Raw genomic sequence first — 25,367 nt, forward strand, 5'->3', positions numbered from 1 at the left:
AAGCGTCAATATGTCGCCATGATGAGGAGCCGACTGGGCACGGCGGGCGCTTATTCGCGATTGATCACATGGCGCAGGCTGCGGTCTTCGCTGATCAGCATGTCTTTCATGGGCTGCGGCAGGATGCGCAGCTCGCCGAGCTGCTCGCGGCTGAACCAGTCGAACTCCAGGCGAGCGCCGCCGTCTTCGATTGCGAACGGCGTGGCGCGGCTAGGCAGCGCGGAGCCCGCGGCCAGATGAGTCTGGAAATACAAGCCCAGCTCATGGTTGCGCTGGCCGCCCGCGCTGAAGAAGTTTTCAATCAGCATGACCATCTCGCCGCAACGCACGGCTTCGCCCAGCTCCTCCAGCATTTCTCGTTCCACCGTTTTGGCCGCTTCCTCGTCGGGGTCTACACGGCCGCCGGGCAGGGTCCAGAAATCGTCGCGGATCAGGCGGTGCAGCAAGACCTTGCCCTCATGCTCGATGATGGCGGCGGCGCGCAGATTGAAACGGGTGCCGGCTATGTCGACGCTGATCACTTGCTATCTCCTTGGCATTTTTGGCGGGCGCGCAGCATAGCGCTTTCTCCCGTCATGGACAAGGGCAGGTATCATGGCGGCCTGTTGATAGAGAAAGAAGCCGACATGACGATCTGGGTAGACGCCGATGCCTGTCCCAAGGTGATACGGGAAGTGTTGTTCCGCGCGGCGCAGCGCACCGGCGTGGAGTTGGTGTTGGTCGCCAACCAGCTGCTGACGGTGCCAAAGGCGCCGAACATCCGCGCGCTGCAAGTGCCCAAGGGCTTCGATGTGGCGGACAATGAGATCGCCCGCCGCATCGAGCCGACCGATTTGCTGATCACCGGCGACATTCCGCTGGCGTCCGAGGTTCTGGCCAAGGGCGCGCAGGCGCTGAACTGGCGCGGCGAGGCGTTTTCCAAGGAAACCATCGCCGCGCAACTGACGATGCGCGATTTCATGGACAATCTGCGCGCCAGCGGCGTGCAGACCGAGGGACCGCCGCCTTTGAGCCAGGCCGACCGGCAGGCCTTCGCACGCCAGCTGGACATCTGGCTGGCGAAGCGGCGCTAGGGGGGAAGCCCGGCTTGAGCCGGGCATTATGCCAAGTAGTGGCCGCAGAGGGGATGATTTGTGGTGCAGCTTCCGCCAGTAGGCGGGTCAGGGGGCTGCGCGGCCAGCCCCCCGACACCCCCAGGCCGCCCCGACAGCGCGTCGAAACCCCGTCTTCAAAGCCATTTCCAAGGAGCCGCCGGAACTACATGCGTGCGAATCTCTGATTCGCTCAGCAGTACGCGCTACCGTCGCGCGGCGTCGAACAACCGGCGTCTTAAAACCTCGGAAATGGCTTCGAAGCCGGCTAGCGCTGACGGGGATGACGCACATCGGTTCGGTTTCACAGCATTTGTATAAGTTGTCGCCAAATTGATTGATCGTCAAAGCGGTATCCGCCATTTATGCAAAAGCCCCCGAATCCGGGGGCTTTGTCTTGTCTGGGAGGCGAGAGACTCAGGCCTTGCCCAGATGCGGTTCGGCGTCGAATTCTTCCTTGTCGGCTTGGGCCGCGCCCGGCTGGCGGATGGTCAGCGAGAACAGCAGGGCGACGATCAGCAGCGCCAGAATCAGGTGGAAGGTGGCGAGGAAGCCGCCGAACAGCGAGGCCACGATGGAGCCGACGATGCTGCCGATACCGAAGCCCAGGTAGATCACGCCGTAGTTCTTGGTCAGGTTGTTCAGGCCGAAGAAATCGCTGACCAGCGAAGGGTAGACGGTGATGGTGCCGCCGAAGCTGAATGCGATGCAGGCGATAGCGGCGAAGAACAGGCCGGCGTTGAGCGGGGCGAACAGCAGGGTCAGCATGCCGGCCAGCGCGGCCACTTGGGCGATGGTGATGACGCGGATGCGCGGCATCTTGTCGGACAGCACCCCCAGCACCAGGCGGCCGGACAGGTTGGCCACGGCGATCACGGCGACGGCGTTGGCGGCGGTGGTGGCCGACAGGTGGACGAAGCTCTCGCCGATGTCCTTGGCCACACCGATCACGTACAGGCCGCTCATGCACACGGTCAGGAACATCAGCGCCAGCATCCAGTACTGCGGCTGGCGCATCGCCTCGGCCAGCGTGAAGTCGCGGCTGCCGCCGGTTTGCGCGGCGGCCGGCTGTTGCGGCGCGTCAGTCATCAGCAGGGCGCCTGCCACCACCATGGCCATGGCGATCAGGCCCCACAGCTGGAAAGTGGCTTCCAGGCTGAAATGCGACAGCAGCGCCAGGTTGATGAACTTGAAGCCCAGGCTGCCCAGGCCGTAAGCGCCGATGGCGCAGGCCGAGATCAGGCCCTTGCGCTCCGGGAACCATTTCACGCAATTGGACAGCGACATCAGGTAGCCGGCGCCGTCGGCGAAGCCCACCAGCAAACCGGCGCACAGGTAGAGCATGATCAGGCTGCCGGCATGCGAGGTCAGGTAAAAGCCCAGGCCCAGCAGCAGGCCGGAGGCGATGGCCACCTTGCGCACGCCGAAGCGCTCCTGCAATTTGCCGGCCATCGACGACGCCACCGCCAGCGCGAGGCTGAGCAGGCCGAAGGCGAAAGCCACCTGGCTGACCGGCTCGCCCAGCTTGTGCGACAGCTGGGCGTTGAACAGGCTCCAGGTATAGACGGAACCCAGCGCGAACTGGGTGAGGACGGTACCGGCCAGGGTACGGTAGCGGATGGCGTTGCTTGAGGCGTTCATGGCGCTGCTCGCTTATAAAGTCATTACTGTTGGCATGACTATAAGCCCGCGCTTATAAAGGCGGCGCAGCGTGGGAATGAAATGCAGACGATGGGGAATGAAATGCAATCGGGGGGGCATCAGTCACAATGCGGCTGAATGGGCGACGCTACTGAAGCGGTAAAATCTTGATACGGAGGGAGGATGGACTTTCAGTTCGAGTTTGACTGCAACGGGGTGGATGGCAGTCGACCGTTGCTTTATTTATGGGATGTGGGCGGCCGTCTTTACATTGGGAAGGCGAGCCGAGGAAGTAAACGTCCGTTGAAGCATTACGCGCGAAACGTGAGCCGCTTGTTGGCCGGCCAGCCGTACCGTCGAGGCAAGCCGAATGGTTTTAGGAAAGTGCATCTAGCCATGCAGGCTGCCGTATTGCAGTCGCAACGGATCAGGCTGGTGCTATTGAAAAACGTCGAGCTTGCACGAATTAATGAAGAAGAACTGACGGCAATTAAACAGTATGGTTGTGAGTTGAATGAGCAATGGCCGCGGGGTTGTTTGTTGACTCAATGGCCTAGCGCTAGAGATGCATCAGCTGCCTGAACGCCTTGATATTGCTGCGGCTGACCGGGATTTCCGCCTTCAGGTCGTACAGTTTGATGATGTAGGTGCTGTTCTGCCACGGCGCGATTTCGCGGATCTTGTGGATGTTGACGCAGAAAGAGCGGTGGCAGCGGAAGAAGCTGTCGGCCGGCAGCCGCGACACGAATTCGCTGATGCTCATCGCCATCACGTAGCGGTCGCGGGCGGTGTAGACTAGGGTGACTTTCTCGTCGGCCTCCACGTAGTAGATGTCGTCGCAGGGGGTGACGATGATGCTGTCGCCCTTGGCCAGGTTGACGGTGCGGCTGGCCGGCGCGGCGTCGGCGGCCGGGGCGCTTGCCGCGGCGGCGGGCGGCGGCGCCGGCTCCAGCGCTTCCAGCTTGTGCAGCACGTGGGCGATGCGCTGTTCGTTGTAGGGCTTGAGGATGTAGTCGAAGGCCTCCACTTCGAACGCTTCCACCGCGAATTCCTTGTAGGCGGTGACGAAAACGATGCGCGGCGGACGGGTGGTCTTGTGCAGGTTCTTGGCCAAGAGCAAGCCGTCTATCGACGGGATGTGGATGTCGAGAAACACCACGTCCACCTCGTTTTCCTGCAGAAACTTGAATGCCTCCAGGCCGTCCTCGACGCTGGCCAGGATCTCGATGCCGCTATGCTCGCGGATCAGGTAGGCCAGCTCCTGGCGCGCCAGGTATTCGTCTTCCACAATCAGCGCCTTCAGCATGCCGCCTCCTCCGCCGGCAGGTCGAAGCATACCGCGGTGCCGGGCTCCAGCCGCGTCAGCCGCAGGCCCTCGCCGTACAAAAGCTTCACCCGCTCGTTGACGTTCATCAGCCCGATGCTGCGGCTCTCCACCTTGCCGTCGGCGATGCCGTCTATCACTTCCTGGCTGATGCCGTAGCCGCTGTCTCGCACGCAGACATGGATGCGCGCGCCGTCGCGCTTCACCGCGATGCACACCTCGCCCGGCCCCTTGCGCGGCTGGATGCCGTGCAGGATGGCGTTTTCCACCAAGGGCTGCAGCAACAGGCTGGGCACCCGCACATGCACGTCGTCGACGTCGAACACCACTTTCAACTTGTCGCCGAAGCGCGCCTGCTCGATGGCGACGTAGTCGCGCACCTGCTTCAGCTCTTCCTGGATGTCGATCAGCGTGTCGCCCAGCGACAGGTTGTAGCGCAGGTAGTCGGCCAGCTTGGCGATCAGCTGGCGCGCTTCCGACGGCTGGATGCGGATCAGCGACGAGATGGCGTTCAGCGCGTTGAACAGGAAGTGCGGGTTGATCTTGCTTTGCAGCGCGGCGAATTCGGCCTTGCGCGCCATTTCCTGCAGCTGCTTGATCCGCGACGCCTCCATCTGGGTGGAGATCAGCTGCGACAGGCCGACGGCCAGCTCGCGCAGCGAACTGGTGATGCCGCCGCTCTTGCGATAGAAGATTTTCAGCGTGCCGGTGACGCGGGCGTTTTCGCGCAGCGGGATGATGATGACCGAGTGGAAGTCGGCCACCCGGTAGCGCTGCAGATTGTTCTCGATGATGATCTGGTCCTGTTGCACCGCCTGGCGGGTGATTTCGCCGATGGCGGAGTGGGCGGCCGGTTCGTAGTAGTCCTTGCCCAGGCCGACATAAGCCTGCACGTCGGCGGTGTCGGTGATGGCCACCGCGTCGGCGCCGATGTGGTTGCGGATCACCGTGCACACCTCCACCAGCGCGTCGCGGTCCACGTTCTGGAAATAGGGCAGGGTCTGGTTGGCGATGGTCAGCGCCAGCTTGGCCTGGCGCGCCGCCAGCAGCTCCTTTTCGTCATCCAGGTCTTGCACCAGCTTGATGACCAGGCCGATGCAGACGGTGCCGGTGATCATCGGGTAGGCGATATGGCCGACGATGGCGCGGCCGATGGCCGGCTCGGTGAACCACAGGATCAGCGCCATGGTCAGGCTCTCGCAGGCTATGCCGGCGGCCACGCCGTACAGCCACAGCCGGCGGCGGCCGGCGCGGAAATGGATGATGGTGGCGAGCAAGCCGGCGCAGATGCTGGAGATCAGGCAGGGCAGCGAGGTATAGCCGTGGATGTCTATCAAATAACGGTGCAGGCCGGAGACGATGCCTGCCGGTATGCCCACCCAGGGGCCGAACAAGATGCCGCCGGCCAGGATGGCGATGGTGCGGACATTGACCAGCGAGCCGTCCACCGGAATGCCGGTATAGGTGCTGAACACGGCGAACAGGCAGAACAGCAGCGACACGCCGGCCAATTCCGCCGGGGTGTGGCGTTGCTGGCGCAACAGGTCCTGGAACGGCCGGATGCGGGTGAGGAAGAACAGCGCCATCAGCATCAGCGCCGCGCGCTCGAACACCGCGAGCAGCAACATATTCGGGTTGTTTTCTATCATCGGAAACAGAGCCGCGGCGGCGGCTGGGCAAGCGGTGAAAACGGAATGGTTGCCGTCATTTTAAAGCATGAGGGGGAAGGGAGCAGCCCGACGGCCAATAAAAGAACATGGGCATGCCGGGGCCGGAAGCCCGCAGGCCTCCGGCGATGGCGGGTTTACGCGCGGGTTTGGACCAGCGGGAAGTCCACCGCGGTGGCGGCGGCGTTGTTGATGTAGTTGGTCAGGATATTGAGCGCTACCACCGCTACGATTTCCAGCGTTTCCGCCTCATCGAATCCTGCCTCGCGCAAGGCCGCCAGCTCGGCGTCGGCCACGCGGCCGCGCTGTTCCGCCACATTCAGCGCGAAGCGCAGCGCGGCGGCCTGTTTGGCGTCGGCGCTGGAAAAATCGCGCGCGGCGACGATTTCGTCATCGCCGAGCCTGGCCACATGTTTGGCCAGATAGCTGTGGGCGGACAGGCAGTAGTCGCAGCCGTTGAATTCGGCTACCGCCAGCGCGATGCGCTCGCGCAGCGCGGCGCCCAGCCTGCCCTTGCCCAGCGCGCCGTTCAGCGACAGATACCCTTCCAGCGCGGCAGGGCTGTGGGCCAGCAGCTTCATCAGATTGGGCACCATGCCCAGTTGTTGTTGCACGGCGGCCAGCAGCGGCTGGCTGGCGGCGGGAATGTGTTCGGGGGCGGGAATGGCGATGCGGTTCATGGCAAGACTCCTGGGTGGATGCGGAACGTTTCCGCGATGGGTGTACTTTGCCAAATTCTTCATTTTGGAAGAATATCTGTTTTCTAGAATGGATTATTTCAGTATGAGGAATAGCGGATGGACCGATTCCACTTGATGAGCGTGTTCGTCGCCGTGGCTGAGGAAGAGGGTTTCGCCGGCGCGGCGCGCAGGCTGAAAGTGTCGCCGCCGGCGGTGACGCGCGCGGTGGCGGCGTTGGAGGAAAGCCTGGGTGTGCGTCTGCTTAACCGGACCACGCGCTATGTCAGGGTGACCGAGGCCGGCGCGCGTTATCTGGACGACGCGCGCCGCATTCTGGCGGCGGTGGCCGAGGCGGAGGATGCGGCGGCGGGGGGCAACGCCGAGCCGAGTGGCCTGATCCGCCTGACCGCGCCGGTGTTGTTCGGCCGGCTGTACGTGATGCCGGCGGTGGTGGATTTTTTGCGCCAGCATCCGCTGGTGGAGGTGTCGGCGCAGCTGCGCGACAACGTGGTGAACCTGATGGAGGAGGGGCTGGACGCGGCGGTGCGCATCGGCCACTTGCCGGATTCTTCGCTGCGCGCGCTCAAGGTGGGCGAGGTGAGGCGGCTGGTGTGCGCGGCGCCGGACTATCTGGCGCGCCATGGCGCGCCCGCCGCGCCTGAGGATTTGCGGGAGCACACGGTGATTGCTTCCACCGCCGCGTCGACCTCGCTGGAGTGGAAATTCGGCGCGGACGGCGAGCGGCGGGTGCGGGTGAGGCCGCGGCTGACGGTCAGCGGCAACGACGCGGCGATAGACGCGGCGCTGAGCGGCTTCGGCTTGATCCGGGTGATGTCCTACCAGGTGGCGGAGGCGCTGGCGGCGGGCGAGCTGGAACGGGTGCTGACAGCTTACGAGAGCGCGCCGCTGCCGATACACATCGTCCATGCCGAAAGCCGTTACGGCTCGACGCGGATGCGCCGCTTCATCGACCTGCTGGCCGAACGGCTGCGCGCCGACCCGCGGCTTAAAGATTGATTTCCAGCTTGTCCGCGCCGGCGGCCGGATAGGCGCAGCACAGCAGGATGTCGCCGGCTTGGGCGGCGTACTCGGGGGGCTGCAGATAGGTGGCCGCGCCGGACAGCAGAACGCCGCGGCAGCTGCCGCAAGTGCCGCCGCGGCAGCTGAAGTCCGGATTCAGGCCGCAGGACTCGGCCAATTCCAGCAGGCTTTGGCCCGGTTGCCACTCGGCGTCGATGGCGGAGGCGGCAAAGCGCACCGGCACCGCGTGATCGGCCGGCGGCGGCAGGGCCTGGGTGGCCGAGCCGGCGCGCTTCAGCCCTGCCGGGCCGAAGGCTTCGGCGTGGATGCGCGCGTCTGTCACGCCGGCTGCGATCAACTCGTCGTACAGCGCCTGCATGAAGCCGGCCGGGCCGCACAGGTAGAAGTCGCCATCAAGATCGGCGCCTGATTGGCGCAGCAGCGCGAGGTCGGCGCGGCCGGCGTGCTGGTAGTCGACGCCGGCGCGGCTGGAGGTTTCCGGCCGGCTCACCGCCGTCACAATGCGCAGCTTGCCCGCGGATTGACGCCGCAGCTGTTCCAGCTCGGCGTCGAAGGCGCGCTCGGCCACGCTGCGGGTGGCGTAAAGCAACAGGGTGGGCGGCATGGCGGCGGGCTGCCCGGCCAGTTGGTGCAGCATCGCCAGCAACGGAGTGATGCCTATGCCGCCGGCCAGCAGCGCGATGGGGCGCCGCGGCGGCAGCAGTATGAAATCGCCGCGCGGCGGCAGCGCTTCCACGATGTCGCCCGGCGCCAGCTGATGCAGCCGGGCCGACGCCTTGCCCTGCAGTTTGACGCTGATGCGGTAGCCGCCTGTCTGCGACAGCGTGTAGTTGCGCAGCCTGACCCCGTCCACGCCGGCCACCTTGACGCTCAGGTGCTGGCCGGGGACGAAGGGCGGCGGCGGGCTGCCGTCCGCCGGCTCCAGATAGAAAGAGCGGACTTGCGGGCTTTCCTCCACCACCCGCGCCACCCGCAAGGGCAGCCATTGCCGGGCGGCGGTTTGCGGCCAGGCGCCGGTGGCCAGCGCATATGGCGAAAACTCCCGCAGCTGCCAGCGCAGGGCCAGCGCGTTGCGGCGGCGCACCACCCGCTCCGCGGTGACGCGCCATAGCCGCTCGGCGCCGGCGAAGCCTTGCCCGTCTTCCGGCAGCACTTCCGCGCCACCGCACAGCTGCAAGGTGTCGCCGCTGGAAAAATCGATGAACAGCAGGCCGGCCTGCGGATGCCGCAGCAGATTGCCCAGCGTGTTGAAGTAGCCGTTGCCGGCGAAGTCCGGGATGGTGAGGGTGTCGCCGTCGACGCGGACGAAGCCGGGTTTGCCGCCGCGGTGGGAGATGTCCACTTGCCAGTTGCTTGCGCCGGGCGCCGCGCTGGCGACGAAGAAAGTATCGGCGGCGGCGATGAAGGCGCGGGCGTCGTCGTCCAGCCGGTCCATCCATTCCACGGTGCCGACGATGCGGCCGTCGGGCGGGCGGGCGAAGCTGAATTCGCGCAGCTGGATGTATTTGGGGCAGTTGCCGAACGATTGTTCTGCCGCCAGCGTGAAGCCGGCGTCGTCAAGCTCGGCCAGCGCGCCGTTCAGGCGGTTGCGGCGGCGGGTGTGCAGCTCTATGCCCAAGAGCGCCAGCTGCGCGCCGGCCCGCAGGCAGTCGCGCAGCGGATCGGCGCGGCTGGGCAGGCTGTCCACCCGCAGCCGGCGCGGGTCGGGCGAGCGGGCGAAGCCGGGCTGGCTTTCGATCAGTCCGGCCCAGGGGCGGCCGGCCTCGTCCACCGCCGCCGCCGCCAGAAACGGCAGTTGCGGGAAGAAGTCGCGGTGCTGCTGCGGCATGTGGTCGCGGATATTGCGCGGACCGGCCGCCGCCATCCGCTCCAGGCTGCCGGCGCGGCGCTGCATTTCCAGCTCGCCCGCGTGCCAGGGGCTGGGGGTTTTGGCTTCAGCCATGCCGCTAGACGCCATTCAGCTTGCGGTGTTGGCCGGCATCGCCACGAAGCCGGGCAGCGCCTCGACGCGGGTCAGCCAGGCGCGCACATGCGGGTAGGGCGCCAGCGGGATTTCGCCTTCCGGCGCGTGCGCAGTGTAGGTGTACAGCGCGACGTCGGCGATGGTGGCGGCTTGGCCGGCCAGGAACGGCCGTTCCGCCAGTTCTTGCTCCATCACTTGCAGCAGCGCTTCGGCGCGGCTGACAGCCAGCGGGTAGTCCAGCGGCACGCCGCGCCATTTGTGCAGCCGCGCCTGCGCGGCGCCGAAGGCCAGCGGGCCGGCGGCGGCGGACAGCCAGCGCTGCACTTGCGCTTCGGCGGCGGGGTCGGCCGGGATCCAATCGCCATGGCCGTAGCGGCGCGCCAGATAAACCAGGATGGCGTTGGAGTCGGCGATGACGGCGTCGCCGTCCACCAGCACCGGCACCTGGCCGAAGCGGTTGCGCTTCAGATATGCCGGCTGCTTGTGCTCGCCGGCCGCCAAATTGACCAGGATGGCTTCGTATTCCAGGCCCAGCAGAGACAGCATCAGCCGCGCGCGATGGCTGTGGCCGGACAGGGGGAAGTCATATAGCTGGATGGCGCTCATGGAGGTTTCCTGTATTGGGGGGCGATGTCACTGTGCCAGCAAATGGTCTTTTCAAGAATGCCTGAACAAGACAATAGATTATTCCGCCGCTTGCAATAAAGCCAGCGCGGCGTCCAGGCAGGATGGCAGGAGGTGCTTCCATTTTGACGGCAATATTGATGCGCAATCTCAACTGATATAAAGCACGAATGATCTTTTGTGCCGCATTAAACATAATCGTGTGCCACTGTTTTCGGCAGAAAAAGATACTTTCACTCAAGTTTGACTACTTGGAGTCCGTGATGAACATTCGGCAGGCGATATTGGGCGGTTTGATCGGCGGCATGGCTGCGGGAATGGGCGGGGCGGCCTGGGCCGCGGAGCGCGTCGATCTGGCGGCGGCCGGGGCGGCGTTTCCCGGCATCGAGCAGGCGGGGCTGAAGGCGCAGCGCAGCGCGCAGTTTCCCGACGGCAAGGTGGTGACGCGCTACCAGCAGTACTACCAGGGAGTGCCGGTATGGGGCGAGGCGGTGGTGGAGGATAAGCGTCCCGGCCAGCCCGCGCAGTACAGCGGCCGTTATATCGCGGGGATAGAGGCCGATCTGGCTTCCGCGCAGCCCACCGTGAAGCGCGACGCCGCGCTGGCGCAGGCCAAGGCGTTGGCGGCGAACGGCTATCCCACCCGCAACGACAAGGCTGAGCTGTGGGTGCGCGTCAACGAAAGCGGCGTCGCGCAGCTGGTCTACCTGGTTTCCTTCGTGGTGGAAGGCGGCCGCGGCCCCAGCCGGCCCAATTTCTTCATCGACGCGCATGGCGGCCAGGTGCTGCAGCGCTGGGAAGGCCTGGCCCATGCCGAGGCCGGCGGGCCGGGCGGCAACGTCCGCACCGGCAAATACGTTTACGGCAAGGACTACGGCCCCTTGATCGTCACCAGCGATTGCGCGATGGACAGCGGCGAGGTGGCGACCGTCAACCTGGCGGGCGGCACCCGCGGCGACGCGCCGTTCAAGTTCGCCTGCCCCACCAATGATTACAAGGCGGTCAACGGCGCGTACTCGCCCTTGAACGACGCGCACTTTTTCGGCAACGCCGTGGTGAAAATGCACAAGGCCTGGTTCGGCGCCGCGCCGCTGCGGCAGAAGCTGTACGTCAAGGCGCATTACGGCAACGGCTCCGAGGCGGCGTTCTGGGATGGCCAGGCGCTGAATCTGGGCGATGGCTCCAGCCGCTTCTACCCGCCGACGGTGCTGGACGTGATCGCGCACGAGGTGCATCACGGCTTCACCGAGCAAAATTCCGGCTTGGTCTACCAGGGCCAGTCCGGCGCCATCAACGAGGCGTTTTCCGACATGGCCGGGGAGGCCGCCGAGTATTACCTGCGGGGCCGGAACGACTGGCTGGTCGGCGCGGAAATCTACAAGCAGGGCGGCGCGCTGCGTTATTTCATCGACCCGGCGCGCGACGGACACTCGATCGGCCATGCCCGCGACTACCGCGACGGCATGGACGTCCACTACGCCAGCGGCGTGTACAACAAGGCGTTCTATTTGCTGGCCACTCGTCCGGGCTGGAACACCCGCAAGGCGTTTGAGGTGTTTGCCGACGCCAACCGGCTCTACTGGACGGCGAATGCCACTTTCAATAGCGCCGCTTGCGGCGTGAGCCGCGCCGCGGAAACGCGCGGCTACGGCAAGCAGGACGTGGCGCAGGCTTTCGCCGCGGTGGGGGTGGTTTGCGCCGCTTGAGCGGCGTGCAGGCTTGATTGTCGCTATTCGGCGCGGGCGGCGGATCGAGGCTGCATCCGCCGCTCCGCGCCGGATTTATCTTTTGCCGCTGGCCGCCGTCGCATCCTCCAGCGCGGCGAGCAGCTCCGCCAGCCGTTTTTCCAGCGCGTCCAGGCTGCGCGGGGGCAGCGCCGACAAAATGGCGTGCTCATTGGCCACATGCGCTTCCAGCGCGCGCTCGATCAAGGCGAAGCCGACTTCGCTCAGCCGCACCAGCGTGCTGCGCGCGTCTTGCGCGCTGGCCTCGCGCGAAATCCAGCCTTTTCCTTCCAGCACTTTCAGCCGGTGCGTCATGGTGCCGGATGTCACCATCAAGGACGAAAACAGCTCGGTCGGCGCCAGGCAATAGGGCGCGCCGCTGCGCCGCAGCGTGGCCAGCATGTCGAACTCCCAGCCGCTCAGCCCGTATTGTCCGAACACCGCGTCCATCCGTTGCGACAGCAGCGCCGCGCAGCGGTTGAGGCGGCCTATCACGCCCATCGGGCTGGCGTCCAGATCGGGTCTTTCCCTGGCCCATTGCGCCAGAATTCTGTCTACCGCATCGCCTTCCCGTTGTACGGCCATTCATGTTCCTTGTCTTGAATTCAAGATTTATTTGCCTTGAATTAAAGATAAATGTTATCTTGAATTCAAGTTAATTGATCTCGATTATAAATCGAATGGAAAGGCTTGCCCATGTCTCTTCGGCGCGCATCCGCTCTGTGGAGCGATGTCTTGATCACCGCCATGGTGCCGGTGATCTGGGGTTCTACCTATATCGTCACCACCCAGTTGCTGCCGCCGGACCGGCCCTTCACCGCCGCCTTGCTGCGCGTGTTGCCCGCCGGTTTGCTGCTGGCTTGCCTGGGCGGCTGGCGGCCGGCCAAGGGGCAGTGGGGAAAATTGCTGGCGCTGTCGGCGTTGAACATCGGCGTGTTCCAGGCTTTGCTGTTTGTCGCCGCCTATCGTCTTCCCGGCGGACTGGCCGCGGTGGTGGGCGCTTGCCAGCCGCTGCTGGTGATGGCGCTGGCCTGGCAGGTGGAAAAGCGCAAGCCGGCGCGGCTGGCTTTGTGGGCCAGCTTGAGCGGCGTAGCCGGCATGGCGGCCTTGCTGTTGTCGCCGGGTTCGCGCTGGGACGGCTTGGGCATGCTGGCGGCGTTCGGCGGCGCGGTGGCGATGGCCTGCGGCACCTATCTGACCCGGCGTTGGCGTTTGCCGGTGCCGGTGGCGGCCTTGACCGGCTGGCAGCTGACTTTGGGCGGCCTGATGCTGCTGCCCCTGGCGCGGATCATCGATCCGCCGTTGCCGGTTTTGACCGCGGCGCAGATCGGCGGCTATGCCTATTTGACGGTTTTCGGCGCGTTGATCGCCTACTGGCTGTGGTTTCGCGGCATCGCCCGCTTGTCGGCGGTGGCGGTGACATCGCTGGGCCTGCTGAGCCCGTTGACGGCGGTGGTGCTGGGCTGGGCCTTGCTGGGCCAGGCCTTGTCGGCGCAATCGATGCTGGGCCTGGCCATTGTGCTGGCCAGCGTGCTGGCGGTGCAGTGGAGCATGCTCAATGCCGCGGCCAAATAAGAGGTCTTATGGCTTGGACGACGCGGTAGGCGTCAGCCGCGCCATCATCAAGACATCCTTGTAGCGCCCATCGATGCAGATCGCCTCGCGTTTGCGGCCTTCCAGCAGAAAGCCGTGTCTTTCGTAGAGCTTGATCGCGTTGAGGTTGTCTTCATGCACGGTCAGCTCCAGGCGGCGATAGCCGCGCTGCTCGGCCAATTGCAATGTGCTGTCCAGCAGCCATCCGCCCAGGCCCATGCCGCGGTAGCGCGGCAGCAGGCCCATGCCCAGCGTGCCGCCATGCTGGTAGATGGGAAAGTGCTGGGGGGCGACATCGCACCAGCCGACGACCTGCTTGCCGTCCAGCAGCAGCAAGTGCGGGGCTTTCCGGGCCAATTGGCTGCGCGCGTATTCGGCCGAAGCCGCTTGCGGGATTTCCAGAAAGGCCAGGTAGCGCCGTTCTCGGGCCACGCTGTCGGTGACGCGCCAGAAATTCTCGATATGCTCGGCGCTCAGGTGTCGCAGGGAAAATGCAGTGGTGTAGGGATTGGGCATGGCAATGGCCTTCTTTGAGAGGGCCATTTTATGGAGTGGGAGATGACGTTGCAATATTGCTGTCGGTCAGGCGGCTGTGCTCTGGCTGCCGATCACGTTGCGGCAATGGTTTTCCAGCGCGCCGATTTCGTCCAGCACCGCGTCGATGTCATGGCGCTGCGATTCCAGCTGGTTGCGGCGGGACTGGAGCAGATCCAGCAGCTTTTGCGACTGGCTGGCTTCATCGCGCGCCAATTGGTACAGGTCGATGATTTCGCGGATCTCCGCCAGCGACAGGCCGATGCGCTTGCCGCGCAGGATCAGCTTCAGACGGGCGCGGTCGCGGCGGTTGAACAGACGCTGGCGTCCTTCGCGCTGGGGCTCGATCAGCCCTTGTTCCTCGTAGAAGCGGATGGTGCGCAGGGTGACGTCGAATTCTTGCGCCAGATCGGAGATGGTGAAAAATTCTGCTTGGTTCATATGTTTTCCTTCAGGCGGCGATTGTAGCGTTTTTCCCACTCCAACAGATGAAAGCTTGATTTACGTTTACGTAATCGTCAACCTGTGTCTTCGCGCAACCGACACGGGGAACCGTCGATGCAACAGGCCAGCTACGCCCAGGGGGCCAGCGATCAGCCGCTATTGGGACAGACCATAGGACGTTTTTTCGACCAGGCTTGCGAACGCCATGCCGACCGGCTGGCGCTGCGCGTGCGGCAGCAGGACATCCGCTGGAGCTACGCCGAATTGCGGCGGCAGGTGGATCGGCTGGCCTGCGGCTTGCTGCGGCTGGGCCTGGCCCCGGGGGAGCGGGTAGGCATCTGGTCGCAGAACCGCGCCGAATGGGTGCTGATGCAGTTCGCCAGCGCCAAGGCCGGCCTGGTGCTGGTCAACATCAACCCGGCCTACCGCCGCGCCGAGCTGGAGTACGCGCTGAACAAAGTGCAGTGCCGCGCGCTGGTGCTGTCGCCCGGCTTCAAAAGCAGCGACTACGTGGAGACGATGCGCCAGCTGGCGCCGGAACTGGACGCCTGCAGGCCGGGCGAGCTGCGCGCGGGGCGCGTGCCCGAGCTGCGCTGGGTAGTGCGGATGGGGCAGCAGGCGCTGCCGGGCATCCTGCCGTTTTCCGAGCTATTGGCCGAGCCGACGGCGGCCGAGCTGGCGGCGCTGCAGGCGGTGGGCGAGGCGCTGCAGTGCGGCGACGCGGCGAACATCCAGTTCACCTCAGGCACCACCGGCCATCCCAAGGGCGCGACGCTGTCGCATCGCAATATTCTCAACAACGCCTGGTTCGTCGGCGCGGCGATGCGGCTGCGCGCCGACGACAGGCTGTGCATTCCGGTGCCGCTCTACCATTGCTTCGGCATGGTGATGGGCACGCTGTGCTGCCTGTGCCGCGGCGCGGCGATGGTGCTGCCGGCGGAGGGTTTCGACGCGCTGGCGGTGTTGCAGACGGTTGCCGAGGAGCGCTGCACCGCCTTGCACGGCGTGCCGACCATGTTCATTTCGCTGCTGGACCACCCGCGCTTCGCCGAATTCGAGCTGTCCAGCCTGCGCACCGGCATCATGGCCGGCAGCCCCTGCCCGGTGGAGGTGATGAAGCGGGTGTTGTCGCAGCTGCACATGGCCGAGGTGACCATCTGCTACGGCATGACCGAAACCAGCCCGGTCAGCCTGCAAAGCGCCGCCGACAGCCCGCTGGAGCAAAGGGTGAGCACGGTGGGCGGCGTTCATCCGCATGTGGAGGTGAAGATAGTGGACGCCGAGGGGCGCGTCGCGCCGCGCGGCCAGCGCGGCGAGTTGTGCGTGCGCGGCTACTCGGTGATGCTGGGCTATTGGGACGATCCGGACATGACGCGCGCCGCCATCGATGCGGAAGGCTGGATGCACAGCGGCGATCTGGCGATCATGCGCGACGATGGTTTGGTCAACATCGTCGGCCGGGTCAAGGACATGGTGATCCGCGGCGGCGAAAACATCTATCCGCGCGAGGTGGAGGAGTTCCTCTACCGCCATCCCAAGATCCAGGACGTGCAGGCGATAGGCGTGCCGGACGCGCGCTACGGCGAGGAGCTGTGCGTGTGGATACGGCTGCGCGACGGCGAAACCGCGACCGAGGAGGAGATCCGCGCCTTTTGCCAGGGCGAGATCGCTCATTACAAGATTCCGCGTTACATCGAGTTTGTCGATGGCTTTCCGATGACGGTCACCGGCAAGGTGCAGAAGTATCTGATGCGGCGGAAAATGCTGGAAAAGCTGGGTTTGCCGGATGTCAAAACAGCCTGATTCCAGACCGTCCAGGCAGCGAAATGCCGGCCAGAAGCGCGCTTTTGGCTTACAATGCGCCCAGACCTGATTCACCCTTGAGGAATACACCATGACCGTTACCGCTTTCAACGATGCCGACCTGGCCCGTCTCGAAACGCTGTTGACCCCGTTGTCCGCCAGCGGCAGCACCATGCGCCCGGACGAAGTGCAGGGCTTCTTCGCCGCGTTGGTGAGCGGACCAGATGCGGTCGATACCGATTTCTGGCTGCCGGAAGTGCTGGGCGACGCGCCGGCTTTCGAAAGCCAGGCCGATGAAGCCGAGCTGAAAACCCTGCTGCAAAAGCTGTTCGACACCACCCGCGACGTGCTGGCCGCCGGCGAAGAGCTGGACATGATCTTGTACGCGGAAGAAGACAGCGAAGAAGAGGGCGAGCCGGACTACTGGCCGTGGGCGAACGCCTACCTGTACGCGCTGGATCTGGTCGACACCGACTGGTTCGAAGTGGCGGAAGAGGACGAGGGCTTCGAAAGCCTGATGATGCCGATGCTGGTGCTGGGCGGCGCGTTCGAGGAAGAAGACGGCGAAGACCTGCTGACTTTCACCGACGAAGAGGTGGAAGGCTACAAGGAAGAGCTGACCGACGCCCTGCAGGCGGTGTTCGGCTACTGGCGCGCCAAGGAGCAGGCGCCGACCACGGTTCGCCGCGATGGCGACAAAGTGGGCCGCAACGACGTGTGCCCGTGCGGCAGCGGCAAGAAGTACAAGGCTTGCTGCGGCAGCAACTGAGCCGGCCGGCCGATCATGAAAGCGGACCATGGGTCCGCTTTTTTTATGGCCATGCATCCGGAACGCGCGCAGGCGGGCCCCATCGACGCGGAGACGCTAGGCGCGGGTGCTTAGGCATGGCTTAATATGCCTTTGAAATTTTCGGCCGCAAGCCTAGCCTGGACCCGCGATGAACCCCGCCCTCGTTTTCGATTACTACAATCCCACCCATCTTCATTTCGGCGCCGGCCAGTTGGCCGGCCTGGAGCGGCTGCTGCCTGCCGGCGCCAGGATCCTGCTGCTGTACGGCGGCGGCTCGATCAAGCGCAACGGCATCCACGCGCGCTTGCAGCAAGCCTTGCGCGGCCATGACTGGCTGGAGTTCGGCGGCGTGGCGCCCAATCCAGACGTGGAGGCTTTAGCCGGCGCGCTGGCGCTGCTGCGCGAGAGCCGGCGCGATTTCATCCTGGCGGCGGGCGGCGGTTCCGTCATCGACGCCGCCAAATACCTGGCGGCCGCGGCCTTGCATGACGGCGATGGCTGGGAGCTGGTTTCCGGCAAGCAGCCAGTGCGGGCGGCATTGCCGCTGGGCGTGGTGCTGACGCTGGCCGCCACCGGTTCGGAAGGCAACGGCACCGCGGTGATTTCGCGGCTGTCCAGCCAGGAGAAGCTGGCTTTTCGCTCGCCGCTGCTGCGGCCGCGTTTCGCGGTTCTCGACCCCGACACCCTGGCCACCCTGCCTGACCGGCAACTGGCCAACGGCGTGACCGACGCCTTCGTCCATGCCTGCGAGCAATACCTGACCTACCCGGTAGGCGCGCTGGTGCAGGATGGCTGCGCCGAGGCGGTGCTGCGGGCGCTGTACCGGCTGGCTTGCCGTTTCGACGAGCGCGGCACGCCGGACTGGCGGCAGAACATGATGTGGGCCGCCAACCAGGCGCTGTCCGGCGCCATTGGCCTGGGGGTGCCGCATGACTGGGCCACGCACGGCATCGGCCGGGCGCTGACCGCGCTGTACGGCATAGACCACGGCCGCACCCTGTCCATCGTACAGCCGTCGCTGCTGCGCGAGGCCTGCGCGGAAAAAGCCGCCAAGCTGCGCCAGATGGGCGCGCGGGTGTTCGACGCTCCGGAATTGGCCGCGGAGCGGGTGATAGACAAGGTGGAAGACATGTATCGCGCGCTCGGCATGCCGGTGACGCTGGCCGAGGCCGGCGTGCCGGATGCCGGGGCGGCCGCCGACGATGTGCTGGCCTTGCTGCGGCGCGACGGCCGGTTCGGATTGGGGGAGGGCGGCATCTTGATCGAGGCGCGCGTCGGCCGCATCGTGCGGGCGTTTTGCCGCTGAGGCTAGTTTTGCGCCAGGCGCTCGCGCAGCAACCGGGCCGTCAGCTGGCACAGGCCCTGCAGCTGGGCGGCGGTGGCTGGCGGATAGGCATTCAGTTGCCGCAGCACCTGGCAGGTTTCCTGATGGCCGCGCTCCAGCCCGGCCTCGGCCAGCGGCGCGAAGGCCTGGCCGGCTTCCTGCCGCGCCAGTTGCGGATGCCGGCCGCAATAGTGCTCGAACAGGGCCGCGATGCCCAGCAGCAGGTGCTGGCTGTGGCTGTCGCCCGGCAGCGCGCTTTCCTGCAGCTGGCCCGGGTCGACGTCCAGTCCGGCCAGTTGCGCGACTTGGTCCATCACCGCGCTGTACAGCAGCTGGGCGGCCTGCCGGCCATGGCTGAGGCTGATGTCGGCATTGTCTTCCGTGTCCTGGCGGCGCCCGCGCTGTCCGTGCTGGGCCAGCGCGTGCACGCCGCGCGCCCCCCCGGCGCGCGGGTGGACGCCGCCTATCGGCGCGACGATGATGTCGTCATCGATTGCCATGGCCGACTCCCGCGGTCATGCCTGCTCAGCTGCCGCTCTGGCTGTCGCCGGCGGCCGCCTGCGAGGACTGCGTGCCGGCGGACTGATTCTGCTGCAGGAAGGCGTCCAGTCCCTGCTCGACCAGGTCGTGGGTTTGCTGGATGCCGCTGGAGACATCGCCGTTGAAGACATTGAGGTTTTTCAGGATGCCGGTGGCCTCCTGATAACCTTGCTCGAAGCCTTGGCGGATCAGCCCGACGAAGTTTTGCGCCTGCTGGTCGGAGCTCAGCTCCGGGTGCTGCTGCTTGTACAGGCCGAACAGGCTGGTGGCGCCGTCCAGGATGCGCTTGGCGGTGGCTTGCGGCGAATTGTCGTCGTCGCTGTTCTGTCCGCTTTGCTGCTGCACCGAAATGCTCAGCTGCGTGCTGTTGATCTGCAGCGTGGACGAGGAGGCGTTGCCGCTGCCGTCGCTGTTTTGTCCGCCGCTGTCGGCGCTGAGGATCTGGTTGATATTGGTGATCGAGGCGTGGAACAGCAGCGTTTGCGATTGCTTGCCGCTGCTGATGGATACGTCCAGCGACTCCACCAGCACCGAGTTGAGCTGGTTGCGGGCAGTCTGGGCGCTGTAGCCGGCGTTCTGCGTCTGGCTGGCGCCGCCGGTCTGGCCGGCCTGGTTGCTGTTCAGCGATGAGATCGACATCACGGACTCCTGTCGGCGCGTCTCTGCAATCCGGCGCACTGTATAGGGTTGAGGGAACGACTTCAGTATGACCTGATTTCGGCAGCGGCACGGAAAACTTGTGGATTGCCGATTCGGGCTAGGTGGTTTCGCTGAAGAAAAAGCAACAGGCCGCATGCCTGCATGGCATGCGGCCCGTTCGCGGCGCAATCCGCGGCGTCATATCAGAAGCCGAAGTGCGCTTCCTCCAGCGCCATCAGCGGCTTGGCGCCCGTTTTGATGCTGGCCTTCAGCGCTTCCGCTTCCGGCAGCAGCTTGGCGTAGTAGAAGCGGGCGGTGGCGATCTTGGCGTTGTAGAACGCGTCCTCGCCCTGGCCCAGCTTGGCGTAGGCGACTTCGGCCATCCGCGCCCACAGCCAGGCGTAGGTCAAGTGGCCGACCAGGCGCAGGTAGTCGGTGGCGGCGGCGCCGGCCTCATCCTTGTTGGACAGGCTGGCCATGCCGATGCCCATGGTGATCTCGCCGATTTCCTTCATCAGCTTGGCGAGCGGATTGACGAATTCGCCCAACTGCGCATGGCCTTCGTACTGCTGGCAGAACTTGTGGATCAGCTTGGTGAATTTGCGCAGCTTGGCGCCCTGGTCCAGCAGCACTTTGCGGCCCAGCAGGTCTATCGCCTGGATGCCGTTGGTGCCTTCGTAGATCTGCGAGATGCGGGCATCGCGCACCAGTTGCTCCATGCCCCATTCGCGGATGTAGCCGTGGCCGCCGAACACTTGCATGCCCAGATTGGCGGCGGTGTAGCCGTTGTCGGTCATGAAGGCCTTGGCCACCGGGGTCAGCAGCGCCACCAGGTCGGCGGCGTCGGCGCGGACGCCGGCGTCCGGATGCTTGTCCTCTATGTCCAGCTGCAGCGCCAGCAGCGCCGCCAGCGCGCGGCCGGCTTCGGTATAGGCTTTCTGAGTCAGCAGCATGCGGCGCACGTCCGGGTGGACGATGATGGGGTCGGCAGCCTTGTCCGGACACTGCGCGCCGTTCAGCGCGCGCATCTGCAGCCGTTCGCGGGCGTAGGAGAGCGCGCCCTGGAACGAGGCTTCGCCTATGCCCAGGCCCTGCATGCCGCAGCCCAGGCGGGCGGCGTTCATCATGGTGAACATGCAGGACAGGCCCTTGTTAGGCTCGCCTATCAGCCAGCCCTTGGCGCCGTCCAGATTGATCACCGCGGTGGCGTTGGCCTTGATGCCCATCTTGTGTTCCAGGCTGCCGCAGGACACGGCGTTGCGGCTCTTGTCGTCGAGGAATTTGGGCACGATGAACAGCGAGATGCCCTTCACGTCTTTCGGCGCGTCCGGCAGGCGGGCCAGCACCAGATGGATGATGTTGTCCGATAGGTCGTGCTCGCCGGCGGAGATGAAGATCTTGGTGCCGGTGATGCGGTAGCTGCCATCGCCGTTCGGCTCGGCCCTGGATTTGAGCAGGCCGAGGTCGGTGCCGCAGTGGGGTTCGGTCAGGCACATGGTGCCGGTCCAGCTGCCGTCCACCAGCTTGGGCAAGTAAGCGGCTTTCTGTTCTTCTGTGCCGTGCGCGTGGATGGCAGAATACGCGCCATGGGACAGGCCCGGATACATCGACCAGGCGACGTTGGCCGAGCATTGCATCTCCATGATGGGGAAGGCCAGGCTCTTGGGCATCCCCTGGCCGCCGTAGGACGGATCGCAGTCCAGCGCCGGGAAGCCCAGTTCGCAGTACTGTTTGTAGGCTTCCTTGAAGCCCGTGGGAGTGGTCACCGATTTGGTCGCGCTGTCGTACTGGCAGCCTTCTTCGTCCGCCTGGCGGTTGAGCGGCGCGAGCTCGGACTCGCAAAACTGGGCCGCCGCCTCCAGGTAGGAGCTGAAGATGTCCTGCGTGGCCTCTTCGTAGCCTGGCAGAGAGGGGATGATGTCCTGTACCTTGATCAACTCGTTGAGAACAAAGTCGAAGTCGCGCAGCGGTGCTTTGTAGACAGGCATTCGGTTTCTCCAGTGGGTTGGCGCGGCCTGGTGCATGCCAGGTCGATACGCTTTATGATGACCCCTTGGCCGGGGCGGTTTAATTCAAACGCTTGTTTAGATTATTCCCGGCCTTTTGACAACAAAATGCGTTGCCGCGCGCGGGCGGGTGTGGCATTACGACAACGTAGCGGCATGAAAATGGAATGACCTGGCTCAAGCGGAAAATGCGGCGGTTCGCCGGACGGCGCCACCAATGGTTCGCCCGGCCGGGCATGCGCCGGCTGGCGCCGTATCTGGACCAGCCGGCCTATTGGGCGTTCAATCGGCGCAAGGTGGCGATGGGCGTGGCGGTGGGACTTTATTCCGGCGTGATGCCAGGCTTCACCCAGAAGGCCACCGCGCTGGCGCTGGCGCTGCTGCTGCGGGTGAACCTGCCGGCGGCGATGGTGGTTTCCCTGTACAGCAATCCGTTGACGGTGTTGCCGCTCTATTATCTGGCCTACTGTTATGGCAGATGGCTGCTGGGCGGCCCCACCTCCCTGTCGATGGCGCCGCCTCCCGGCCTGGGCGGAGCGGGCTTGGCGGCTTGGCTGGCCGGCACGGTCGGCTGGCTGGTGGACATGGGGTGGCCGCTGCTGGTGGGCATGCCGGCGCTGGGGCTGACCCTGGGGGCGGCGGGCTATCTGGCGACGCGAGTGATGTGGCGCTGGGCTGTAGTCAGCGCCTGGAACAATAGAAAGGCGAAGTGTGGATCTGCTTGAAAAACAATTGACGTCGGAGCTGGTGTACGAGGGCGGCTTCCTGCGCGTGCGCAAGGACCAGGTGGCGCTGCCTGATGGCAAGCAAGCCGCCCGCGAGTACATCCTCCATCCCGGCGCGGTGGCCATCCTGGCCCTGACGCCGCAGCGCGAGCTGGTGCTGGAGCGGCAGTACCGCTATCCGGCCGGCCGCGAGTTCATCGAGATTCCCGCCGGCAAGATCGACCCGGACGAGGCGCCGGAAGAGACCGCGCGCCGCGAGCTTTTCGAGGAAACCGGCTATCGCGCCGCCAGCTGGACTTATCTGGGCACCGCCCACCCCTGCATCGGCTATTCGAATGAAAAAATCAGCTATTACCTGGCGCAAGATCTTATTCTTAGCGAAAGGCGGCTGGACGAGGGCGAGTTTCTGGAGGTGCTGACCAAGCCGCTGGACGAAGCGATGGAGATGGCGCTGAGCGGCGGGATCTGCGACAGCAAATCGATAGTCGGCCTGCACTGGCTGGCGGCTTATTTGAGCGGGAGGATGCGAGGTGTCCCGATTTGACGCGTATTACGACCGTCGGCGCGGCCGACGCGTCAGCATGGGGTGCAAGGCCCGGATCAAGTCGCTGTTGAGCGGGCAGACCTATTACGGCGAGTGCGTGGACTTGTCGGTGGACGGCATGGCGCTGCGCTCAGCCTTTGTGCCGCAGTACGGCGAAAAGCTCAATGTGATCGTGCTGGTGCCCAGCGTGGGCGGGGTGTCGGGCAAGCCATTCGAGGCCGAGGTCGAGGTCAAGCGCTGCAATGAAGTGCAGCGTGGACTCATATATGAAATCGGTGTCCGCATCCTGCAGAGAAAAAGCTGACAAGCCTTTGTAATTTCAGATTTTTATATCCAATTATTCCTTTCGGCATTACAAGAATTTACTAAGCTTCATCAATTGTTACAAAATTCCAAAATTAAAAATCCTTATTGATTCAACGGCTTTTCCCACGCGATGCCGGCTGTGCTGGTTGATTCCAGTTTTTGCCGGCTTTTGTCCGGTCGTTTCGTACTGCTATGCTATACCCAAAAAAAGACCGGAGACACAGTCAGCACTCTAATTCAGCAAGGGGAACGGCCTCATGCGAGGTGCATTTCGCCCAGCCCCTGCTACCAGCCAGGAGAGAGTCATGCACCCGGATATCTTCAGTCACTACGCAGTGCGCTACGACAAGACCCGCGAGGAAGAGTACACGATCCAGGAGTATCTGGAGCTGTGCCGGCAAGACCCCGGAGCCTACGCCACTGCCGCAGAGCGCATGCTGGCAGCCATCGGCGAACCGGAGCTGGTGGACACCCGCCACGACTCCCGGCTGTCGCGCATCTTCTCCAACAAGGTCATCAAGGTATATCCGGCCTTCCGCGACTTCTACGGCACCGAGGAAGTCATTGAACAGGTGGTCGCCTACTTCCGCCATGCCGCGCAAGGGCTGGAAGAGAAGAAGCAGATTCTCTACCTGCTGGGGCCGGTGGGCGGCGGCAAGTCCTCCATCGCCGAGAAGCTGAAGGAGCTGATGGAGCTGGTGCCGTTCTATTGCCTGAAGGGCAGCCCGGTCAACGAGTCGCCGCTGTCGTTGTTCAATTACGACGAAGACGGCCCCATCCTGGAAGAACAGTACAATATCCCGCGTCGCTACCTTAAGGGCATTCCCAGCCCCTGGGCGGTGAAGCGGCTGCATGAATTCAACGGCGACATCGGCCAGTTCCGCGTGGTCAAGCGCTATCCGTCCGTGCTGCGCCAGGTGGCGGTGGCCAAGACCGAACCGGGCGACGAAAACAATCAGGACATCAGCTCGCTGGTGGGCAAGGTGGACATCCGCAAGCTGGAAAAATACGCGCAGGACGATCCCGACGCCTACAGCTACTCCGGCGGCCTGTGCCTGGCCAACCAGGGGCTGCTGGAATTCGTCGAGATGTTCAAGGCCCCGATCAAGGTGCTGCACCCGCTGCTGACCGCCACCCAGGAAGGCAACTTCAAGGGCACCGAAGGTTTCGGCGCGATTCCGTTCGAAGGCATCATCCTCGCCCACTCCAACGAGAGCGAATGGAAGCAGTTCCGCAACAACAAGAACAACGAGGCCTTCCTCGACCGGATCTACATCGTCAAGGTGCCGTACTGCCTGCGGGTGGCCGAGGAAATCAAGATCTACGACAAGCTGATCCGCAACTCCTCGCTGGGCAAGGCGCCGTGCGCGCCGGGCACGCTGAAGATGATGGGCCAGTTCGCCGTGCTGTCGCGGCTGAAGGAGCCGGAAAACTCCAGCCTGTACAGCAAGATGCAGGTGTACGACGGCGAAAACCTGAAGGACACCGATCCCAAGGCCAAGTCGCTGCAGGAGTACCGCGACTACGCCGGCGTGGACGAGGGCATGAGCGGGCTGTCGACGCGCTTCGCCTACAAGATCCTGTCCAAGGTGTTTAATTTCGACCACAGCGAAGTCGCCGCCAATCCGGTGCATCTGCTGTACGTGATCGAGCAGCAGGTCGAGCGCGAGCAGTTCCCGGCCGAAACCGAACAGAAGTACCTGACCTTCCTGAAGGAGTATCTGGCGCCCAAGTACGTCGAGTTCATCGGCAAGGAAATCCAGACCGCCTATCTGGAAAGCTATTCCGAGTACGGGCAGAACATCTTCGACCGCTACGTGACCTTCGCCGACTACTGGATCCAGGATCAGGAATACCGCGATCAGGACACCGGCGAAATCTTCGACCGCACCTCGCTGAACGCGGAGCTGGAAAAGATCGAGAAACCCGCCGGGATCTCCAACCCCAAGGACTTCCGCAACGAAATCGTCAACTTCGTGCTGCGGGCCCGGGCCAACAACGGCGGCAAGAACCCGACCTGGACCAGCTACGAGAAGCTGCGCACGGTGATAGAGAAGAAAATGTTCTCCAACACCGAAGAGCTGCTGCCGGTGATTTCCTTCAATGCCAAGGCCAGCGCCGAGGACGCCAAGAAGCACGAGGACTTCGTCAACCGCATGGTGGAAAAGGGCTATACCGCCAAGCAGGTGCGCCTGCTGTGCGAATGGTATCTGCGGGTGCGCAAGTCCTCATAAGCCGTCATGAACCGCTCGCTCCGATTGGAGCGGGCGGGTTGGCGATGTCCGGCGGTTGACGCCGGTCGACAAGGAGACACAACCGCGCGCGGCGTCGGGCGGCGGGTTTCGGAACGGAACCGGCCGCCCG

26 protein-coding genes are annotated in these 25,367 nt (G+C 64.5%); 12 read left to right on the forward strand and 14 right to left on the reverse strand.

Features of this window, described 5'->3' with window-relative positions; all coding sequences use genetic code 11:
* Positions 1–50: 50 nt before the first annotated feature.
* On the reverse strand, positions 51–521 hold the full coding sequence (locus tag MY55_RS05255; RefSeq protein ID WP_065202062.1) for an NUDIX hydrolase: 471 nt from the start codon (positions 519–521) through the stop codon (positions 51–53).
* A 105-nt stretch (positions 522–626) separates the two neighbouring features.
* On the opposite strand from MY55_RS05255, the gene MY55_RS05260 reads away from it, so the two are divergent.
* The gene (locus tag MY55_RS05260; protein WP_065202093.1) at positions 627–1,073 is read left to right on the forward strand and encodes a YaiI/YqxD family protein; all 447 of its coding nucleotides are present in this window, start codon (positions 627–629) and stop codon (positions 1,071–1,073) included.
* Between the two features lie 435 nt (positions 1,074–1,508).
* Here the strand turns inward: MY55_RS05260 and MY55_RS05265 are convergent, their stop codons facing one another.
* Positions 1,509–2,732 carry an L-lactate MFS transporter gene (locus MY55_RS05265; RefSeq protein ID WP_065202063.1) on the reverse strand — a complete coding sequence of 408 codons (1,224 nt, stop codon included), beginning with the start codon at positions 2,730–2,732 and terminating at the stop codon, positions 1,509–1,511.
* Positions 2,733–2,915: 183 nt separating this feature from the next.
* Between MY55_RS05265 and MY55_RS23305 the strand changes: the two genes are divergently transcribed.
* Positions 2,916–3,314, forward strand: a complete 399-nt coding sequence (locus tag MY55_RS23305) for a GIY-YIG nuclease family protein (RefSeq protein WP_146008469.1) — start codon at positions 2,916–2,918, stop codon at positions 3,312–3,314.
* On the opposite strand, the gene MY55_RS05270 is transcribed toward MY55_RS23305, so the two are convergent.
* The 3 genes from MY55_RS05270 to MY55_RS05280 all read right to left on the reverse strand — a co-directional run bounded on the left by MY55_RS05270 (position 3,292) and on the right by MY55_RS05280 (position 6,403).
* The gene (locus MY55_RS05270; protein WP_043577762.1) at positions 3,292–4,038 is read right to left on the reverse strand and encodes a LytR/AlgR family response regulator transcription factor; all 747 of its coding nucleotides are present in this window, start codon (positions 4,036–4,038) and stop codon (positions 3,292–3,294) included. The genes MY55_RS23305 and MY55_RS05270 overlap by 23 nt on opposite strands.
* Complete coding sequence (locus tag MY55_RS05275; protein WP_230623410.1) at positions 4,032–5,684, reverse strand: LytS/YhcK type 5TM receptor domain-containing protein; 1,653 nt, start codon at positions 5,682–5,684, stop codon at positions 4,032–4,034. The genes MY55_RS05270 and MY55_RS05275 overlap by 7 nt, the downstream gene beginning before the upstream one ends.
* 176 nt (positions 5,685–5,860) lie before the next feature.
* Entirely contained in the window at positions 5,861–6,403 is a 543-nt protein-coding gene (locus MY55_RS05280) for a carboxymuconolactone decarboxylase family protein (protein WP_065202064.1), read from the reverse strand.
* A gap of 117 nt (positions 6,404–6,520) precedes the next feature.
* Between MY55_RS05280 and MY55_RS05285 the strand changes: the two genes are divergently transcribed.
* Positions 6,521–7,420: a LysR family transcriptional regulator gene (locus MY55_RS05285; RefSeq protein ID WP_047243560.1), complete on the forward strand. Its 900-nt coding sequence runs from the start codon at positions 6,521–6,523 to the stop codon at positions 7,418–7,420.
* Here the strand turns inward: MY55_RS05285 and MY55_RS05290 are convergent.
* Genes MY55_RS05290 through MY55_RS23310 form a run of 3 tightly spaced genes read right to left on the reverse strand, consistent with a single transcriptional unit; the run spans position 7,410 to position 10,272 of the window.
* Positions 7,410–9,386 carry a pyridoxamine 5'-phosphate oxidase family protein gene (locus MY55_RS05290; RefSeq protein ID WP_065202094.1) on the reverse strand — a complete coding sequence of 659 codons (1,977 nt, stop codon included), beginning with the start codon at positions 9,384–9,386 and terminating at the stop codon, positions 7,410–7,412. The two genes, MY55_RS05285 and MY55_RS05290, sit on opposite strands and share 11 nt — an antisense overlap.
* Before the next feature lie 15 nt (positions 9,387–9,401).
* Positions 9,402–10,013 carry a glutathione S-transferase family protein gene (locus MY55_RS05295; protein WP_047243561.1) on the reverse strand — a complete coding sequence of 204 codons (612 nt, stop codon included), beginning with the start codon at positions 10,011–10,013 and terminating at the stop codon, positions 9,402–9,404.
* On the reverse strand, positions 9,991–10,272 hold the full coding sequence (locus MY55_RS23310) for a hypothetical protein (RefSeq protein WP_157889264.1): 282 nt from the start codon (positions 10,270–10,272) through the stop codon (positions 9,991–9,993). The genes MY55_RS05295 and MY55_RS23310 overlap by 23 nt, the downstream gene beginning before the upstream one ends.
* Positions 10,273–10,294: 22 nt before the next feature.
* Between MY55_RS23310 and MY55_RS05300 the strand changes: the two genes are divergently transcribed.
* Positions 10,295–11,737: a M4 family metallopeptidase gene (locus MY55_RS05300; RefSeq protein ID WP_052877990.1), complete on the forward strand. Its 1,443-nt coding sequence runs from the start codon at positions 10,295–10,297 to the stop codon at positions 11,735–11,737.
* Positions 11,738–11,812: 75 nt separating this feature from the next.
* Here MY55_RS05300 and MY55_RS05305 read toward each other — a convergent pair whose 3' ends face one another.
* Positions 11,813–12,340 (reverse strand): MarR family winged helix-turn-helix transcriptional regulator, encoded by a 528-nt coding sequence (locus MY55_RS05305; protein ID WP_065202065.1) that lies wholly within the window; start codon positions 12,338–12,340, stop codon positions 11,813–11,815.
* A 111-nt stretch (positions 12,341–12,451) separates the two neighbouring features.
* Here MY55_RS05305 and MY55_RS05310 point away from each other — a divergent pair, with 111 nt between their 5' ends.
* Positions 12,452–13,330 (forward strand): EamA family transporter, encoded by an 879-nt coding sequence (locus MY55_RS05310; RefSeq protein WP_065202066.1) that lies wholly within the window; start codon positions 12,452–12,454, stop codon positions 13,328–13,330.
* 6 nt (positions 13,331–13,336) lie between these two features.
* Here MY55_RS05310 and MY55_RS05315 read toward each other — a convergent pair whose 3' ends face one another.
* Positions 13,337–13,864 (reverse strand): GNAT family N-acetyltransferase, encoded by a 528-nt coding sequence (locus tag MY55_RS05315; protein WP_047237539.1) that lies wholly within the window; start codon positions 13,862–13,864, stop codon positions 13,337–13,339.
* A gap of 66 nt (positions 13,865–13,930) precedes the next feature.
* A complete protein-coding gene (locus tag MY55_RS05320) occupies positions 13,931–14,323 on the reverse strand; it encodes a MerR family transcriptional regulator (protein WP_047248337.1) in 393 nt (130 codons plus the stop codon).
* Between the two features lie 117 nt (positions 14,324–14,440).
* Between MY55_RS05320 and MY55_RS05325 the strand changes: the two genes are divergently transcribed.
* The 3 genes from MY55_RS05325 (at position 14,441) to MY55_RS05335 (ending at position 18,225) form a co-directional block, all read left to right on the forward strand.
* On the forward strand, positions 14,441–16,129 hold the full coding sequence (locus MY55_RS05325) for an AMP-binding protein (protein WP_047237538.1): 1,689 nt from the start codon (positions 14,441–14,443) through the stop codon (positions 16,127–16,129).
* A 91-nt stretch (positions 16,130–16,220) separates the two neighbouring features.
* Positions 16,221–16,898 carry a YecA family protein gene (locus tag MY55_RS05330; RefSeq protein ID WP_043577732.1) on the forward strand — a complete coding sequence of 226 codons (678 nt, stop codon included), beginning with the start codon at positions 16,221–16,223 and terminating at the stop codon, positions 16,896–16,898.
* 169 nt (positions 16,899–17,067) lie between these two features.
* Complete coding sequence (locus tag MY55_RS05335; protein WP_065202067.1) at positions 17,068–18,225, forward strand: iron-containing alcohol dehydrogenase; 1,158 nt, start codon at positions 17,068–17,070, stop codon at positions 18,223–18,225.
* Between the two features lie 2 nt (positions 18,226–18,227).
* Here MY55_RS05335 and MY55_RS05340 read toward each other — a convergent pair whose 3' ends face one another.
* The 3 genes from MY55_RS05340 to MY55_RS05350 all read right to left on the reverse strand — a co-directional run bounded on the left by MY55_RS05340 (position 18,228) and on the right by MY55_RS05350 (position 21,410).
* The gene (locus MY55_RS05340; RefSeq protein WP_043577722.1) at positions 18,228–18,743 is read right to left on the reverse strand and encodes a DUF5610 domain-containing protein; all 516 of its coding nucleotides are present in this window, start codon (positions 18,741–18,743) and stop codon (positions 18,228–18,230) included.
* Positions 18,744–18,768: 25 nt separating this feature from the next.
* A complete protein-coding gene (locus tag MY55_RS05345) occupies positions 18,769–19,422 on the reverse strand; it encodes a DUF5610 domain-containing protein (RefSeq protein WP_052258179.1) in 654 nt (217 codons plus the stop codon).
* 203 nt (positions 19,423–19,625) lie between these two features.
* On the reverse strand, positions 19,626–21,410 hold the full coding sequence (locus MY55_RS05350; RefSeq protein WP_047243566.1) for an acyl-CoA dehydrogenase C-terminal domain-containing protein: 1,785 nt from the start codon (positions 21,408–21,410) through the stop codon (positions 19,626–19,628).
* Between the two features lie 185 nt (positions 21,411–21,595).
* On the opposite strand from MY55_RS05350, the gene MY55_RS05355 reads away from it, so the two are divergent.
* The 4 genes from MY55_RS05355 (at position 21,596) to MY55_RS05370 (ending at position 25,237) form a co-directional block, all read left to right on the forward strand.
* Complete coding sequence (locus tag MY55_RS05355; RefSeq protein ID WP_043577716.1) at positions 21,596–22,153, forward strand: DUF2062 domain-containing protein; 558 nt, start codon at positions 21,596–21,598, stop codon at positions 22,151–22,153.
* Complete coding sequence (locus MY55_RS05360) at positions 22,140–22,697, forward strand: NUDIX domain-containing protein (protein WP_043577714.1); 558 nt, start codon at positions 22,140–22,142, stop codon at positions 22,695–22,697. The genes MY55_RS05355 and MY55_RS05360 overlap by 14 nt, the downstream gene beginning before the upstream one ends.
* Positions 22,684–23,001: a PilZ domain-containing protein gene (locus MY55_RS05365; RefSeq protein ID WP_230623409.1), complete on the forward strand. Its 318-nt coding sequence runs from the start codon at positions 22,684–22,686 to the stop codon at positions 22,999–23,001. Before MY55_RS05360 ends, MY55_RS05365 begins: the two co-directional genes overlap by 14 nt.
* 307 nt (positions 23,002–23,308) lie before the next feature.
* Positions 23,309–25,237 (forward strand): PrkA family serine protein kinase, encoded by a 1,929-nt coding sequence (locus MY55_RS05370; protein ID WP_043577710.1) that lies wholly within the window; start codon positions 23,309–23,311, stop codon positions 25,235–25,237.
* Positions 25,238–25,367 lie beyond the last annotated feature (130 nt).

This window comes from Chromobacterium subtsugae, assembly GCF_001676875.1.
Lineage (GTDB): Bacteria > Pseudomonadota > Gammaproteobacteria > Burkholderiales > Chromobacteriaceae > Chromobacterium > Chromobacterium subtsugae.

Coding starts and splice junctions, on each gene's coding strand:
- MY55_RS05340 (WP_043577722.1), bottom strand. CDS start 18,743: ATGGCAATCGATGACGACATCATCGTCGCGCCGATAGGCGGCGTCCAC.
- MY55_RS05280 (WP_065202064.1), bottom strand. CDS start 6,403: ATGAACCGCATCGCCATTCCCGCCCCCGAACACATTCCCGCCGCCAGC.
- MY55_RS05270 (WP_043577762.1), bottom strand. CDS start 4,038: ATGCTGAAGGCGCTGATTGTGGAAGACGAATACCTGGCGCGCCAGGAG.
- MY55_RS23305 (WP_146008469.1), top strand. CDS start 2,916: ATGGACTTTCAGTTCGAGTTTGACTGCAACGGGGTGGATGGCAGTCGA.
- MY55_RS05355 (WP_043577716.1), top strand. CDS start 21,596: ATGACCTGGCTCAAGCGGAAAATGCGGCGGTTCGCCGGACGGCGCCAC.
- MY55_RS05345 (WP_052258179.1), bottom strand. CDS start 19,422: ATGTCGATCTCATCGCTGAACAGCAACCAGGCCGGCCAGACCGGCGGC.
- MY55_RS05275 (WP_230623410.1), bottom strand. CDS start 5,684: ATGTTGCTGCTCGCGGTGTTCGAGCGCGCGGCGCTGATGCTGATGGCG.
- MY55_RS05305 (WP_065202065.1), bottom strand. CDS start 12,340: ATGGCCGTACAACGGGAAGGCGATGCGGTAGACAGAATTCTGGCGCAA.
- MY55_RS05300 (WP_052877990.1), top strand. CDS start 10,295: ATGAACATTCGGCAGGCGATATTGGGCGGTTTGATCGGCGGCATGGCT.
- MY55_RS05295 (WP_047243561.1), bottom strand. CDS start 10,013: ATGAGCGCCATCCAGCTATATGACTTCCCCCTGTCCGGCCACAGCCAT.
- MY55_RS05335 (WP_065202067.1), top strand. CDS start 17,068: ATGAACCCCGCCCTCGTTTTCGATTACTACAATCCCACCCATCTTCAT.
- MY55_RS05290 (WP_065202094.1), bottom strand. CDS start 9,386: ATGGCTGAAGCCAAAACCCCCAGCCCCTGGCACGCGGGCGAGCTGGAA.
- MY55_RS05330 (WP_043577732.1), top strand. CDS start 16,221: ATGACCGTTACCGCTTTCAACGATGCCGACCTGGCCCGTCTCGAAACG.
- MY55_RS05285 (WP_047243560.1), top strand. CDS start 6,521: ATGGACCGATTCCACTTGATGAGCGTGTTCGTCGCCGTGGCTGAGGAA.
- MY55_RS05320 (WP_047248337.1), bottom strand. CDS start 14,323: ATGAACCAAGCAGAATTTTTCACCATCTCCGATCTGGCGCAAGAATTC.
- MY55_RS05310 (WP_065202066.1), top strand. CDS start 12,452: ATGTCTCTTCGGCGCGCATCCGCTCTGTGGAGCGATGTCTTGATCACC.
- MY55_RS05260 (WP_065202093.1), top strand. CDS start 627: ATGACGATCTGGGTAGACGCCGATGCCTGTCCCAAGGTGATACGGGAA.
- MY55_RS05350 (WP_047243566.1), bottom strand. CDS start 21,410: ATGCCTGTCTACAAAGCACCGCTGCGCGACTTCGACTTTGTTCTCAAC.
- MY55_RS05315 (WP_047237539.1), bottom strand. CDS start 13,864: ATGCCCAATCCCTACACCACTGCATTTTCCCTGCGACACCTGAGCGCC.
- MY55_RS05370 (WP_043577710.1), top strand. CDS start 23,309: ATGCACCCGGATATCTTCAGTCACTACGCAGTGCGCTACGACAAGACC.
- MY55_RS05265 (WP_065202063.1), bottom strand. CDS start 2,732: ATGAACGCCTCAAGCAACGCCATCCGCTACCGTACCCTGGCCGGTACC.
- MY55_RS05325 (WP_047237538.1), top strand. CDS start 14,441: ATGCAACAGGCCAGCTACGCCCAGGGGGCCAGCGATCAGCCGCTATTG.